General features: G+C 65.1%; 13 protein-coding genes. 9 read left to right on the top strand and 4 right to left on the bottom strand.

Annotated features, from left to right (window positions below; genetic code table 11):
• Positions 1-28: 28 nt before the first annotated feature.
• Positions 29-166, bottom strand: a complete 138-nt coding sequence (locus tag J3D46_RS22865) for a hypothetical protein (protein ID WP_231341544.1) — start codon at positions 164-166, stop codon at positions 29-31.
• Here J3D46_RS22865 and J3D46_RS22860 point away from each other — a divergent pair.
• The gene (locus J3D46_RS22860) at positions 165-1,313 is read left to right on the top strand and encodes an acetoin utilization protein AcuC (protein ID WP_231341545.1); all 1,149 of its coding nucleotides are present in this window, start codon (positions 165-167) and stop codon (positions 1,311-1,313) included. The genes J3D46_RS22865 and J3D46_RS22860 overlap by 2 nt on opposite strands.
• A 32-nt stretch (positions 1,314-1,345) precedes the next feature.
• Here the strand turns inward: J3D46_RS22860 and J3D46_RS22855 are convergent, their stop codons facing one another.
• Complete coding sequence (locus tag J3D46_RS22855) at positions 1,346-1,822, bottom strand: hypothetical protein (RefSeq protein WP_231341546.1); 477 nt, start codon at positions 1,820-1,822, stop codon at positions 1,346-1,348.
• A gap of 156 nt (positions 1,823-1,978) precedes the next feature.
• Here J3D46_RS22855 and J3D46_RS22850 point away from each other — a divergent pair, with 156 nt between their 5' ends.
• On the top strand, positions 1,979-2,560 hold the full coding sequence (locus J3D46_RS22850; RefSeq protein WP_231341547.1) for a helix-turn-helix transcriptional regulator: 582 nt from the start codon (positions 1,979-1,981) through the stop codon (positions 2,558-2,560).
• 207 nt (positions 2,561-2,767) lie between these two features.
• The gene (gene gdhA, locus J3D46_RS22845) at positions 2,768-4,105 is read left to right on the top strand and encodes an NADP-specific glutamate dehydrogenase (protein ID WP_253469032.1); all 1,338 of its coding nucleotides are present in this window, start codon (positions 2,768-2,770) and stop codon (positions 4,103-4,105) included.
• An 81-nt stretch (positions 4,106-4,186) separates the two neighbouring features.
• On the opposite strand, the gene J3D46_RS22840 is transcribed toward gdhA, so the two are convergent.
• Positions 4,187-5,518, bottom strand: coding sequence for an alpha-hydroxy acid oxidase (locus J3D46_RS22840; protein ID WP_305884640.1), 1,332 nt, complete (start codon positions 5,516-5,518; stop codon positions 4,187-4,189).
• Positions 5,519-5,608: 90 nt separating this feature from the next.
• On the opposite strand from J3D46_RS22840, the gene J3D46_RS22835 reads away from it, so the two are divergent.
• The gene (locus J3D46_RS22835) at positions 5,609-6,307 is read left to right on the top strand and encodes a FadR/GntR family transcriptional regulator (protein ID WP_253469030.1); all 699 of its coding nucleotides are present in this window, start codon (positions 5,609-5,611) and stop codon (positions 6,305-6,307) included.
• Positions 6,308-6,348: 41 nt separating this feature from the next.
• On the opposite strand, the gene J3D46_RS22830 is transcribed toward J3D46_RS22835, so the two are convergent.
• Positions 6,349-7,380: a LacI family DNA-binding transcriptional regulator gene (locus J3D46_RS22830; protein ID WP_231340740.1), complete on the bottom strand. Its 1,032-nt coding sequence runs from the start codon at positions 7,378-7,380 to the stop codon at positions 6,349-6,351.
• A gap of 179 nt (positions 7,381-7,559) precedes the next feature.
• On the opposite strand from J3D46_RS22830, the gene J3D46_RS22825 reads away from it, so the two are divergent.
• Genes J3D46_RS22825 through J3D46_RS22805 form a run of 5 tightly spaced genes read left to right on the top strand, consistent with a single transcriptional unit; the run spans position 7,560 to position 13,483 of the window.
• The gene (locus J3D46_RS22825; protein ID WP_253469028.1) at positions 7,560-8,972 is read left to right on the top strand and encodes a Gfo/Idh/MocA family protein; all 1,413 of its coding nucleotides are present in this window, start codon (positions 7,560-7,562) and stop codon (positions 8,970-8,972) included.
• A gap of 30 nt (positions 8,973-9,002) precedes the next feature.
• Complete coding sequence (locus J3D46_RS22820; RefSeq protein ID WP_253469026.1) at positions 9,003-10,001, top strand: NAD(P)-dependent oxidoreductase; 999 nt, start codon at positions 9,003-9,005, stop codon at positions 9,999-10,001.
• Positions 9,998-10,903, top strand: coding sequence for a 5-dehydro-4-deoxyglucarate dehydratase (locus tag J3D46_RS22815; RefSeq protein ID WP_253469024.1), 906 nt, complete (start codon positions 9,998-10,000; stop codon positions 10,901-10,903). Before J3D46_RS22820 ends, J3D46_RS22815 begins: the two co-directional genes overlap by 4 nt.
• Positions 10,903-12,051, top strand: a complete 1,149-nt coding sequence (locus tag J3D46_RS22810; RefSeq protein ID WP_253469022.1) for a mandelate racemase/muconate lactonizing enzyme family protein — start codon at positions 10,903-10,905, stop codon at positions 12,049-12,051. Before J3D46_RS22815 ends, J3D46_RS22810 begins: the two co-directional genes overlap by 1 nt.
• Entirely contained in the window at positions 12,032-13,483 is a 1,452-nt protein-coding gene (locus tag J3D46_RS22805) for an aldehyde dehydrogenase (NADP(+)) (RefSeq protein WP_253469020.1), read from the top strand. Before J3D46_RS22810 ends, J3D46_RS22805 begins: the two co-directional genes overlap by 20 nt.
• Positions 13,484-13,596: the final 113 nt, after the last annotated feature.

Genomic DNA, 13,596 nt, shown 5'->3' with positions numbered 1-13,596 from the left:
GAAACAAGCTTTCCTGAGTAGTAAACCACTATTCCTGCGGCGTAACCGGGCGGTAGCGCCCTCCTGCCTCGGGTAGCCTGTTCTGGATGAACTCCAGGGCCGGAACCACAGCGTCCAGCATTACGCGCTCCGCACTGCCAACGACGGTGGTGTGGGATCCAGCCATGACAGCCTACAACTTTGGTCCGGGTCACCCCATGGCCCCGCAGCGGCTGGAACTGACGGCGCGGCTGGCCGAGTCCCTGGGGCTGTTCGGACACCAGCATGTGGCGGTGGAGGCACCCAAGGTGGCGACCGACGTCGAACTCCTCACGGTGCACAGCGCCGGCTATGTGGAGGCCGTCCGCCGCGTCAGCGAGGACCCCTCCACTCCCGAGGAAGCCCGCGGGTTGGGCACCGAGGATGATCCCGCGTTTGCCGGCATGCATGAGGCCAGTGCCCGCCTTGCCGGTGGTTCGTTGCTGGCCGCTGAGAGCATCCTGTCCGGCCGGGCAGTCCGGGCCGTGAACTTCGGCGGCGGGATGCACCACGCCGCTCGTGAGCGGGCCAGCGGCTTTTGCGTATACAACGACGTCGCGCTGGCGATTCAAAGACTGCTCGACGGCGGTGTGCAGCGGATCGTCAGTATCGACGTCGATGCCCACCACGGCGACGGGACGCAGAGTATCTTCTGGAACGATCCCCGGGTCATGACCATCAGCCTGCACGAAACCGGCCTCACGCTGTTTCCGGGCACCGGCTTTGCCAATGAAACAGGAGGCCCTGATGCGCCCGGGACGGCGGTCAACGTTGCGCTGCCTACCTTCACCGGTGACGCGGCCTGGCTACGGGCCTTCCACGCGGTGGTCCCGCAGCTCGTGGGCGCCTTCCAGCCCGAGGTGATCGTCAGCCAACACGGTTGCGACTCCCATAGGGACGACCCCCTGACGCACCTCAACCTGAGCGTCGACGGACAACGTGAGGCGGCGTCCGCCGTCGCCAGCCTTGCTGCGCGCTACTGCGACAACCGTTGGATCGCAACAGGCGGAGGGGGCTACGACGTCACCGGTGTTGTGCCACGCGCCTGGAGCCACCTGATCGGAATGGTGACGCAACGCCCGGTACCCCTCAGCACGCCCGTGCCGGAAGCCTGGCGTACATACGTCAAGGAAACGTACGGCGTCTGGGCCCCGGAGTCGATGGGCGACGACGTGGATGTCTGGTGGCGCTCGTGGGAGGTTGGCTACGACCCCGCGGACGAGGTGGACAGGACCGTCATCGCCACACGCAAGGAGATCTTCCCGCTGTATGGCCTGGATCCCTGGTTCGACTGACCGTGGTTCGACTGACCCTGGACCCGGGGAAGCTAGGGCCCGGTCCTTTCCGTTTGGAAAACCACTCCGGCGGCCCCCACGAGCCAACCAAGCAGGGACAGCGCGAAGGCTCCGATGAGATCCGTGGAGGCCTGGCCTTTGAACAGCCAGAGCACCAGCACCAGCATGCCCATGGTCATATAGACCATGATCGCGAAAATCACGCGGCCGGAGAGCCTCGTGGCCACGTCAGCCGGGCTGACCAAGGGGCTGGGCGACCCGGCGTCGGCGTTGTCTCGTTTTACTTCTGAAATAGTGAAGCCGAGCGCTGACGCTGTGAGCGAACTCAGCGACGTTGCCATGACTCCCGCTGCCGTGACCAAGGCGCCGTTCAGTTCGGGTGCCTCCGCAGTTCCCGAGGGGACCCACGTGCCGACACGCACCAGGACGGTGGTCCATACGAGGACGAAAAGGGCGAGGAATACGGCGGCAATGATGTCAAAGATACGCCGCCGGAAAAATTCAGTCATTGCCATGCACCCCGTGCTTTTGGCGGCCGGGGCCTGGGAGCCCGGACGGACCGTGCCTCCGTTGTAACATCGGCCCCCGCGGGGGTCAACGGCCCATACCTGTCGCCGCAGGAAACAGGGATGCCAATTGGCGTATATGTCGCTAGGGTGGGAGGCATGGTGACTGACGACGTATTTGCCGTCATAGCTGAGGCAACCAGGCGTGACATCCTGGTCTCCCTCCGCTCTGGGGATAAAGCAGTAGGCGAACTGGTGGAAGAACTGGCTGCGAGCCAGCCCACAATCTCCAAGCATCTGAAGGTGCTCCGCGAGGCGGATCTCGTCAGCATGCGCGCGCAAGGCCAGAAGCGCTTCTATGCGCTGAATCCGAAGCCTCTCGCCGGCGTCGCGAGTTGGCTTGAAACGTTCGACGTCGGAACCCCGGCTCCCGCCGCCGTCGTGCCTTCTGCTGTTGTACCGTCTGCTGCTGTTCCGTCTGCTGCTGAGTCTTCCGCGGCAGCACCTGAGGCGCCTGCCGCCGCGGCAGCGCCTGAAGCTGCCCCCACCCGCACCGACGCCATCGGCCAGGCCGTAAAGGTCCATGCGAGTGGAACACCGGTGACCCTGGACCCGGCTTCCGATGACACCGTTCCCCAACAGATTGGCCGCACAGTGGGGCGGGCGGCCACTAAGGCTGCTGATCTCCTGGCCAACCTCCCGAACCTGCCCAACCTTCCCAAGTTCGGGCGTAAGCGGTAGCGGGCACCAACCTAACGTGATCCTCCTCACATTGTGAGTTTTTGTTAACCTTGCATTTCCTTGAGTTTTCAACGATTTTCTACAGTTGTGTTAACTCCGGCATGAGGGTCACATTGGCTCTGGATGGAGATCCTATGTCCCTCGGTGCAACCATGGGCGGGACTAATCGTCTCGCCGCGGGTCGGCGCTCTGAGGATAGGAACACGCATGGATTCAAGGCTCGAAGCTGTCCGCGACACGGTGTTGGCGCGGAACCCGGGGGAGAAGGAATTCCACCAGGCCGTCACTGAGGTCTTCGAAAGCCTCGGTCCCGTGCATGATCGTCATCCCGAGTTCCTTGAGGGTGCGGTCCTGGAACGCCTCTGCGAACCCGAGCGCCAGATCATCTTCCGCGTGCCATGGACCGACGACGCCGGCCGCGTCCACGTTAACCGAGGCTTCCGCGTGGAGTTCAACTCTGCCCTCGGCCCGTACAAGGGCGGGCTCCGCTTCCACCCCTCGGTGTATCTGGGCATCGTGAAGTTCCTCGGCTTCGAGCAGATCTTCAAAAATGCCCTCACAGGCATGCCCATCGGCGGTGGCAAGGGTGGCTCGGACTTCGACCCCCGTGGCCGTTCCGACGCGGAAATCATGCGCTTCTGCCAGTCCTTCATGACTGAGCTCTACCGCCACATCGGCGAATACACTGACGTCCCCGCCGGCGACATTGGCGTGGGCGGCCGCGAAATCGGCTACCTCTTTGGCCAGTACAAGCGCATCACCAACCGCTACGAATCCGGAGTCCTCACCGGCAAGGGCATCTCGTGGGGCGGGTCCTTGGTCCGCCCCGAGGCAACCGGCTACGGCACCGTGATCTTCGCCCAGGAGATGCTCAAGACCCGGGGCCAGTCCTTCGACGGCCAGCGAGTTGTTGTCTCAGGTTCCGGCAACGTGGCCATCCATGCGATTGCCAAGGCGCAAGCCCTTGGTGCCACCGTGGTGGCCTGTTCCGATTCGGCCGGTTACATCGTGGACGAGGCGGGAATCGACGTCGAACTTCTGAGCCAGATCAAGGAAGTTGAGCGCGGGCGCCTCACCGAGTATGCTGAGCGCCGCGCCGGTGCCAGCCATGTTGCCGGCGGGTCCGTGTGGGACGTGAACGGCACAGTGGCCCTGCCGTGCGCCACCCAGAACGAGCTCGACGGCGATGCTGCCGCCAAGCTGGTCAGCAACGGACTGATCGCTGTGGCCGAGGGTGCCAACATGCCGTCCACGCGGTCCGCTGTATCCGTGTTCCAGGAAGCCGGGATCCTGTTCGGGCCGGGTAAAGCTGCCAACGCCGGTGGTGTGGCTACCTCTGCGCTGGAAATGCAGCAGAACGCCAGCCGCGATTCATGGTCCTTTGAGCACACGGAACAGCGCCTCACCGAGATCATGGTGGGCATTCACGATCGCTGCGCAGCCACCGCGGACGAATATGGTGCGCCCGGAAACTATGTGGTGGGCGCCAACATCGGCGGCTTCGTCAAGGTTGCCGACGCGATGCTGGCGCAGGGCCTGATCTAGCCCGCCTTTACCCAACTGAGTCGCAGCAAACGCCCTTCTGAGCGCTCAAAAGGGCGTTTGCTGCGACTTACTTGGGTGCGGTTAGCGCTGGAGCAACCGCACGTGGTCCGGGTTGAGGTCCGCCACCTTGCTGACCCCGAGGAGCGCCATGGTCCGGGTCATGTCCTTCTCAAGGATCTGGATGGTCCGGTCCACGCCTTCACGTCCGCCGGCCATGAGGCCATAGAGGTAAGCGCGGCCGATCAGGGCAAAGTCGGCGCCCAAGGCCAGGGCTGCCACGATGTCCGCGCCGCTCATGATGCCCGTGTCCAGCATGACCGCGGCCTTGCTGTTGTCCGCCTTCAGTGCCGTCGTGACCTCCGGAAGCAGGTGGAACGGGATGGGTGCACGGTCCAGCTGGCGTCCGCCGTGGTTGGAGAGGATGATGCCGTCCGCACCGTGGTTAACAACGCGCCGGGCGTCTTCCACGGTCTGGATGCCCTTGACCACCAGCTTGCCCTTCCAGGTTTCACGCAGCCAGTCCAGGTCTTCGTAGGTCAGCGTGGGGTCGAACATCGAGTTGATGAGGTCTGCCACGGTGCCCGTGTAGCGCGAGAGGGAGGCGAACGTCAGGGGTTCGTGGGTGAGGAAGTTGAACCACCAGGCCGGGCGATAGGAGGCATCGAGCACGGTCTTCAGGGTCAGTGCCGGCGGGATGGTCATGCCATTGCGTACATCGCGCAGGCGGGCGCCGGCTACGGCTGTGTCCACGGTGACCATGAGGGTGTCGTTGCCGGCCTTGGCAGCCCGCTCGATCAGCTCCAGCGAGCGGTCGCGGTCCGTCCACAGGTAGAGCTGGAACCAGTTGCGCCCGTTCGGGGCGGCAGTGGCCACGTCCTCGATGGATGCAGTGCCCATGGTGGACAGGGTGTACGGAATGCCTGCAGCCTCAGCTGCCTGGGAGCCGGCGTACTCGCCCTCGGACTGCATCATCCGGGTGAATCCTGTGGGTGCAATGCCGAACGGCAGTCGTGATTCCTTGCCCAGGATGTCCGTGCGGAGATCGATCGTGGAGACATCGCGCAGAATGCCGGGACGGAACTCGATGTCCTGGAAGGCCTGGCGTGCGCGGCGCAGCGTGATCTCTTCTTCGGCGGCACCGTCCGTGTAGTCGAAGGGAGCCTGCGGGGTACGGCGCTTGGCGATCCCGCGCAGTTCCCAGATGGTGCTGGCGCGCTTGAGCCGTGCGGTCTTGCTGAATTCCGGCTTCTTGAACTGCATCAGTGGCGCCAGGTCGGAGACTTTGGGGACGCGGCGCTTCAGCGCGGGCGGCTGCACGACGGCGGGGCGCGGCTGGGCGGGGCGTATCACGTTTTCGTCGCTGCCGGCATTGGCAGGGGCGGCGGTGATCTTGGGATCGAGGGTCTCGGTCATACGGTTCTCCCTTGAATTCTGTGGTCCTACCACTGTGGTCTAACCACACTGTAATGCATGTGGTTGGACCACATCAACTAGTATTCCGTTATGCGTACCCATGAGTTGGTCCTGCAATGGATCGAGAAGCAGTTGTCCGACGGAGACCTTGCCCTTGGCGGCCGGCTGCCGGGTGAACGCGCCATGGCCGAACAATTGCAGGTGTCACGGACTTCCGTGCGCGAGGCGGTCCGGATGCTGGAAGCGATGGGCGTGGTCCGCGCCGGCGTGGGTTCGGGCAAGGACGCCGGGACAGTGGTCATCGCCGAGCCGGGCTCCGCGCTGGGTTCAACCCTTCGGCTGCACGTGGCCACCCGGCACCTTCCGGTGGCGGACATCGTGGAGACCCGCGTCCTGCTTGAATCCTGGGCGGCGGAGCGGGCTAAGGTGGGCGTGCCGGAGCTGGAGGAAGCTGCTGCGCTCCTGGATCAGATGGATGCGGCGCCTGACATCGACACTTTCCTGGCCCTTGATGCCCGCTTCCATGTGGCACTGGCGCAGGCTGCCGGCAACTCGGTGGTCAGTGCCATGATGGCCTCGCTGAGGGGTGCGATCGAGAACTACGCCGGTGAGCTCACCGGAAACCTGCCCGATTGGGACACTACGTCAACCCGGCTGCGCGCCGAACATCGCGCCATCCTCACTGCTGTGAACAATAACGACGGCGGCAAGGCAGCTGAGCTGGTGGCCGCCCACATCCAAGGCTTCTATAAAGAGGCCGGAGTGGGCGCAAACCCCTCCCCGAAGTGACACTTAATGCCAATCTTCTCGCCGAACATTGGCATTAAGTGTCAACTGGCTGGAGTGAGTGCGGGGGCTGCCGTGCTCTTGCGGATCTCCACCCTGGGGGCGAATTCGTCCTGCGCCTGGGTGGTGGCTTCGCCGGCCTGCTGGATCTGCTCCCGCATCCTCCGCCAAGCCAGGCTTCCGAGCTCGTTGATGGGCACGGCCGCGGTGGTCAGCGGGGGAGTTGTGTATTTGGCGAACGGGATGTCGTCGAAGCCCGTCACTGAGATGTCTTCCGGTACGCGTATTCCGCGCTCATGCAGGCCGCTGAGCAACCCCATGGCAACGAGGTCGTTGAAGGCCAGGATTCCGGTGGCGCCGCTGGCAATGATGGCCTCGGTGGACTCATGGCCGGAGTCGAAGTTGGAGCCGCCATGGAGCATCTGCAGTTCGATCTCCGGGTGTTCGGCGCGGAACTGGTCCAGCCCGACCAGGCGTTGGCGGTTGGATGCACTGTGCTCGGGTCCGGAGAGGAATGCCAGCCGGCGGTGGCCCAACGTCACCAAGTGCTGCGCCAACTCCTGGATGCCCTGCCCGTAGTCGACGCTCAGGCTGGGCGTGTTGGTGGCAATGGTGGTGCGATTGATGAGCACCAGCGGGTGCAGGGTGGGCGCAAGTTCTTCCAACTCGGCATCAGCCATGCGGGGGGCGCAGAGCACCACGCCGTCACAGCGGCGCCTGGCCTCGCCTGCAAGGATGGCTTCTTCGCTGGTGACCTCGGAGGAGTCGGCGATCAGGACGCGGTACCCGTCCTGGGCTGCCGCGATGCTGAGTCCGCGGAGGATGGCCTGGAAGGTGGGGTTGGCAAGATCCGGTACGACGATGCCGATGGTGTCTGTCTTGCCCAGGGCGAGGCTGCGCCCCACGGGGTTGGGCTGGTACTTCAATTCCGCAGCGGCTGCCCGGACGCGCGCAGCGATGCCAGGGTCCACGGCGGCATTACCGTTCATGACGCGCGACACGGTGGCGTGCGAGACGCCCGCCTTCTCCGCGACATCGGCAATGCCAACGCGCCTGTTGGTGTTCCTGCGTGCCATGTGGCCCCTTCCCATTGGTCGCCTCCCGCATGCTCCGTCGTTGGAGCAATGGTTGACGTGACCACCAGAGTCTTGATACAAAGCTTATAACGCTCTGAGAAAACGCTTTCTCATGATTCTTCCCACTTGAAGCCGGGCCGTCAAGCGGTTCACTCCTGCCTTTCGAAAGGGGCATCCACATGGTCAACGTCGACTCAGCCGAGACCCAGACCGCATCTGCCGCAACGACAACCCAGGCCGGTGGCCGCAAGCGGACCCGCATTGCCCTCATCGGCACGGGCGGCCGCTCGGAGATGTACATCCGGGCCATCTATGGGCAGCACGCGGACGTCGCAGAACTCATTGCGCTTTCCGACGTCAACCAGGGCCGGGTGGACTTCTACCAGGACCTCATCAAGGAACTCGGCGGAACAGAGCCGGTAGCTTCCTTCGAGCCCGGCGAGCTCACAAGCTTCATCCAGTCCAACGGCATCGAGCGCGTCATCGTCACGACGCCCGACTACACCCACGCGGACTACATCGTTGAGGCACTCGAGGCGGGTGCCGACGTCGTGGTTGAAAAGCCGCTGACGATTGACGTTGACGGCTGCCGCCGAATCACCGACGCCGTGGCGAAGACCGGCCGCTACGTAGTGGTGACGTTCAACTACCGCTACTCGCCACGCAACAGCGCGCTCAAGGAAGTCATCCAGAACGGCGTGATCGGAAAAGTCACGTCCATCGACTTCAGCTGGGTGCTGGACACTGTGCACGGCGCCGACTACTTCCGCCGCTGGCACCGCGAAAAGAAGAACTCCGGTGGCCTGCTCATCCACAAGGCTTCCCACCACTTCGACCTGGTGAACTGGTGGATCAACGATGTTCCGGAGCGCGTGTTTGCCTCCGGTGGCCTGCGCTTCTACGGCGACAAGAACGCCGCCGAGCGCGGCCTGGGAGCCCGCCCCGAGCGCGGCACCGTTGACGGCCTGGAGCACGATCCCTTCCGCCTGGACATGCGCGACGACGAGCGCTTGAAGGCCCTGTACTACGACAACGAAAAGTTTGACGGCTACATCCGTGACCAAGACGTGTTCACCGAGGGCATCACCATCGAGGACAACCTGGCCCTCGTGGTGGATTACCAGGGCGGGCCGACGCTGAGCTACTCGCTGAACGCCCACAGCCCGTGGGAAGGCTACCGGGTCACCGTCAACGGCACCGAAGGCCGTGCGGAACTCGAAGTGGTGGAGCGCGCCGCCGTCGAGTCCAGCACGGACAAGAAGACCGTGGTGGACCCGAGCGCCACTCCCATCGAGGAGGAAGACGCGGTACGCCGCAACGGTGAACGCCTGGTGGTCCAGCGCCACTGGGAAGCTGCCTACGAAGTCCCGATCATCAACGGCGAAGGCGGCCACGGGGGCGGCGACAACCTGCTGCTCTCGGACCTCTTCAACGGTCCCGGCGCTGACCCGCTGGGCCGCCCGTCCGGCTACATCGACGGACTCCGGTCCGTATCGGTGGGCATCGCCGGCAACCAATCCCTGGAGACCGACCTTCCCGTCCGCATCAGCGAACTTGGCCTCGGCGTTGATCTCAGCCGCAGCCAGGCCTGACCGGTTCACTACCCAAGCAAGGAAAAGACCATGAGCAGGATATTCGTCACCGGCGGTTCAGGCCGGCTCGGCCGCAGTGTGGTGGCCGGTCTCGCCGATGCGGGCCACAAGGTGATCTCGGTGGACCGGGACGCCATCCCCGCGGAGCAGTTGCCCGCCGGAGCCGAGCAGTACACCGTGGATCTGCTGGCACCGGGGGAAGCGGAGCGGCTCATCCGCGAAACAGCGCCCGACGCCGTGATCCACCTCGCTGCTATTGCCGTACCTTTCAGCGCACCCGAGGACGTCATTTTCAGCACGAACACCCGGCTCGCCTACGCGGTGGTCAGTGCGGCTACCGACGCGGGTGTCCCGAAGATCGTGACGGCGTCCAGCCCCACCGCCCTGGGCTATGGCTCACCGGCCGGCTGGCTGCCGCCGTCGTTCCCGCTGGACGAGCGGACGCTGCCCAAGCCGTGGAACGCGTATGCGTTGTCCAAACTGATCGCCGAGCAGACCGTGCAGATGTTCGCGGCCGCGCAGGGGGACAAGATCCGGTACGCGGCATTCCGCCCCTGCTACGTGATCTCCCCGGAAGAATGGGAAGGCGCGTTGACGCAGCAGGGACACACGGTCCGCGAGCGGTTGCAGGACCCAGCGCTTTCAGCACCGGCACTGTTCAACTACGTGGATGCCCGGGACGTGGCCGACTTCCTGGACGTGCTCCTGGACAAGATGGACTCAATTCCCAACGGCCAGGTCTTCTTCGTTGGCGCCAGGGATGCCCTGGCTACAGCGCCCCTGGCGGAATTGTTCCCGCGCTTCCTTCCCGGCAGCGGCCCACTCACTGAACAGCTGACCGGAACCAGCCCGGCATTCTCCATCGACAAAGCCCGCGAACTCCTCGGCTGGGCGCCCAAGCGCACCTGGCGCACCGAGCTTAGGCCGGCTTTCGAGGGCGAAGACAGAGCAGCAACCGAACAACCAGCACTCAACGACGAGAATCACGCCGGCCTGGTCCCGGCGGGAGCAACCAAGGAGACCCCATGAACTTCGACGGCGTATTGTTCTTCCCCGTCACGCCCTTTGCCGAGGACGGCTCGGTAGATGTAGCCCTGCTGAAGGAGCACATCACCTCCCGTCTTCCATTCGGCCCCGGCGGCGTCTTCCCCGCCTGCGGCACCGGCGAATTCCACGCACTCTCGCTCGATGAGATCCGCACTGTGGTGACTGCCGCCGTCGAGGCCGTTGCAGGAGCTGTTCCCGTGGTCTCCGGTGCCGGTGGACCCCTGGGCCACGCCATCGCCGCAGCCAAGGTGGCTGAGGAAGCAGGCGCAGACGCCCTCCTGGTGCTCCCGCCGTATCTGGTCACCGGCCCCACGGACGGCGTGGTGGCCTACGTCGAAGCCATCGCCGCCGCGAGCAGCCTGCCGGTGATCGTGTACCACCGCGGTACGGCCAAGTTCACCGCAGAGGCGATCACGCGCCTCACTGCCAACCCGAAGGTTGTTGGCTTCAAGGACGGAATCGGCGACGTCGGACTGGCCCAGGAAATCGTCTCCGCGATCAACGCCAGCGGCCGCACCGACTTCGCCCTGTTCAACGGCCTGCTGACCGCTGAGCTGACGCAGGGTGCCTACCGTGGCCTCGGCATCCCCTTGTACTCCTCCGCGGCGTTCGCCATGGCCCCGGAAATCGCCAAGGCCTATTACGACGCCTACGTCTTCGGTGACGAAGAGCGCCGCCACGCCCTGCTGGAAGGTTTCTACGCGCCGCTGGTCCGGCTCCGCGACCAGACTCCGGGCTTTGGCGTTTCCCTCATCAAGGCAGGCCTGCGCCTTGCCGGGCTGCCCGTTGGCCCGGTCCGTCCGCCGCTGGTTGACCCCAGCGAAGAGCAACTGCTGGAGCTCAAGTCCATCCTGGCCAAGGGCCACGAGCTGGCCGGCAGCTGATGCCGGCCCGCATTACGGGCCTCGCCACCCGGCTGATCACGGTCCCGCTGCTGCGCAGCTGGGGTGCTGAGGCGCCCGAGAACCATGTGATCGTCACCGAACTGACCACGGACGACGGCGGTACGGGCCACGGTTTCTCGTGGACACCTACCATTGGTCCCCAGGCGGTGAAGGCTCTGCTGGATCACGACATCGCACCGTTCATCGTGGGTTTGGAAGCCAACCCGGAGATCGTGTGGGACCAACTGTGGAAGCGGCTGCACGAAGCAGGCGGGGGAGGCCTCACCACCATCGCGATGGCAGGTGTGGACCTTGCCCTGTGGGACCTGAAGGCACGGCAGGCGGGCACATCCGTCACCGGGCTTTTGGGCCAGCGCCAGGAATCCGTGGAGGTCTACGGTTCCGGCGTGAACCTGCACTACACCTTGGATCAGCTGGTGGAGCAAACCCAGCGGTGGGTTGCCGCGGGGCACAACGCCGTAAAGATCAAGGTGGGCAAGCCCGAACTCCGCGAAGACGCCGAACGCGTCGCCGCCGTGCGGGCTGTGATCGGCCCTGACCGGCTGCTCATGATCGACGCCAACCAGCGTTGGGACCTCGCCCACACCTTCCGTGCCTTGGATGTTTTGGGGGAGCACGGACTGGAGTGGCTGGAAGAACCGATCCGCGCCGACGACCTCTGGGCCTACCGCCGCTTGCGCAAGCACTCGCCCGTGCCCATTGCCCTGGGCGAGAACGTCCACACGATCTACCGTTTCCGCGATTTCATCGAAGCTGAAGCCGTGGACATCATCCAGCCCAACATCGTCCGGGTGGGCGGTATTACGCCCTTCCGCAGGATCGTTGAGCTTGCCCGTGCCAACAGCATCCGGGTGGCGCCGCACCTGCTCCCGGAGCTGTCCGGGCAGCTGGCACTCACCTTGGCCGAGGCCGTGAGCGTGGAGGACGTTGAGGACGCCTCATTCGGTCAGCTTGGCATCCTGTCCGGGCCTTCCCCGGTTCGCATCCGCAACAGCCGGCTCACGTCTTCAGGCCTTCACGGGCTCGGCTTCGACTTCGGCGGGAAGCCGCACACACCTGAGGTGGCTGCCCCTGACAGCTCCGCCCCCGAGAGTAAAGGAAACCGCATTGAGTACAGCAACTCTTGACCTGACCGCCATCACGGCGGCAGCTACCGAGGCCGCAAAAGTGACCGCAGCAGCCTCTGACGCCGAGCGTGCAGCCTGGCTGACCGCCGTCGCCGACGCCTTGGACGCCAACGTCACCGAACTGGTGGCCATCGCCGATTCCGAGACGAGCCTGGGTTCTGTCCGGCTCACGGGCGAGGTAGCCAGGACCAGTGGCCAGCTGCGGCTGTTCGCGAACGTGATGACCGAGGGCTCGTACCTGGAAGCCGTCATTGACCACGCCGACCCTACGGCCACTCCGCCCAAGCCCGACTTGCGCCGCATCCTGCGTCCGATTGGCCCGGTGGCCGTGTTCTCGGCGTCGAACTTCCCATTCGCGTTCTCCGTGGCCGGCGGCGATACTGCTTCCGCGTTGGCTGTTGGCTGTCCGGTGATCGTCAAGGCGCACTCGGGACATCTCCGCCTCTCCGAGCGGACCGCCGAGATTGTCAGCGACGCCCTGGCCAAGGCCGGAGCTCCCGCCGGGGTTTTTGCCTTGGTCAGCGGGCGCGAGGCCGGCACAGCGTTGGTCCAGGACCCCGCCATCAAGGCCGTCGGCTTCACGGGTTCCATCCCCGGCGGCCGCGCGTTGTTCGACCTCGCGTCGTCCCGCCCGGAGCCCATCCCCTTCTACGGCGAGCTGGGCAGCCTGAACCCTGTAGTCATCACGGCGGACGCGCTGGCCGAGCGAGGCCAACAGCTGGCTGCTGGCCTCGCAGGCTCCTTCACGATGGGTGCGGGCCAGTTCTGCACCAAGCCCGGCTTGGTCTTCATCCCGGCCGGCACGGACTTTGCGTCACGCCTTGCTGAGGCAAGCAAGGACAAGCCGACAGCCGCCATGCTCACCGAGCGCATCGCCGAGGCGTACCCGGACGGGCTCCGGAACGTCGCAGGCCAGCCGGGTGTCGCCGTCGTCAGTGGCACCGTCCAGCAGGACAGCCTGGCCGACGGCGCCGCACCCGTGGTGTTCTCCACCAGTGCGGCCAACGTGCTGGAGCGCCCTGATGAGCTGTTGGAGGAGTGCTTCGGCCCCACCACGCTGCTCATCGAGTACGCCAACCAGGAGGAACTGTCCGCGGCACTGGCGAAGGTTCCGGGCAGCCTCACGGGCACCGTTCACGCGGAACCGGGTGAAGACGTCTCCGCACTCGTGGAGCAGCTCAGCGGTTTGGCTGGCAGGGTCCTGTTCGACGGCTGGCCCACGGGTGTTGCCGTGAACTGGGCCCAGCAGCACGGCGGCCCGTACCCGGCCACTACCTCGCTGTTCACCTCAGTTGGCGCCACTGCGGTCCGTCGCTTCCAGCGTCCGGTGGCCTACCAAGACGCCCCGGAGTCTGTCCTGCACCCGGCGCTGCACGACGCCAACCCGCTGGGAATCCCGCGGCGCGTGGACGGCGTGCTGACACTCAGCTGACCCCACCCAACTGCGACCTACTTGGGTGAGCGCACACGATAAAGGGGCGGGGTCACCGTGATGGTGACCCCGCCCCTTTTCGTGGTTGGGCGCAGGAGTGTTGGGTGCAGGAG

This window comes from Paenarthrobacter sp. A20, assembly GCF_024168825.1.
GTDB lineage: Bacteria > Actinomycetota > Actinomycetes > Actinomycetales > Micrococcaceae > Arthrobacter.
Note: the sequence above shows the minus strand (reverse complement) of the source record. Positions and strands in the feature narration are given on the sequence as shown.

Bases quoted from the DNA above. Each gene is read 5' to 3' on its own strand.
- J3D46_RS22820 (WP_253469026.1), top strand. From the start codon at position 9,003: ATGAGCAGGATATTCGTCACCGGCGGTTCAGGCCGGCTCGGCCGCAGT.
- J3D46_RS22865 (WP_231341544.1), bottom strand. From the start codon at position 166: ATGGCTGGATCCCACACCACCGTCGTTGGCAGTGCGGAGCGCGTAATG.
- J3D46_RS22850 (WP_231341547.1), top strand. From the start codon at position 1,979: ATGGTGACTGACGACGTATTTGCCGTCATAGCTGAGGCAACCAGGCGT.
- J3D46_RS22835 (WP_253469030.1), top strand. From the start codon at position 5,609: ATGCGTACCCATGAGTTGGTCCTGCAATGGATCGAGAAGCAGTTGTCC.
- J3D46_RS22825 (WP_253469028.1), top strand. From the start codon at position 7,560: ATGGTCAACGTCGACTCAGCCGAGACCCAGACCGCATCTGCCGCAACG.
- J3D46_RS22830 (WP_231340740.1), bottom strand. From the start codon at position 7,380: ATGGCACGCAGGAACACCAACAGGCGCGTTGGCATTGCCGATGTCGCG.
- J3D46_RS22815 (WP_253469024.1), top strand. From the start codon at position 9,998: ATGAACTTCGACGGCGTATTGTTCTTCCCCGTCACGCCCTTTGCCGAG.
- J3D46_RS22840 (WP_305884640.1), bottom strand. From the start codon at position 5,518: ATGACCGAGACCCTCGATCCCAAGATCACCGCCGCCCCTGCCAATGCC.
- J3D46_RS22860 (WP_231341545.1), top strand. From the start codon at position 165: ATGACAGCCTACAACTTTGGTCCGGGTCACCCCATGGCCCCGCAGCGG.
- J3D46_RS22810 (WP_253469022.1), top strand. From the start codon at position 10,903: ATGCCGGCCCGCATTACGGGCCTCGCCACCCGGCTGATCACGGTCCCG.
- J3D46_RS22855 (WP_231341546.1), bottom strand. From the start codon at position 1,822: ATGACTGAATTTTTCCGGCGGCGTATCTTTGACATCATTGCCGCCGTA.
- gdhA (WP_253469032.1), top strand. From the start codon at position 2,768: ATGGATTCAAGGCTCGAAGCTGTCCGCGACACGGTGTTGGCGCGGAAC.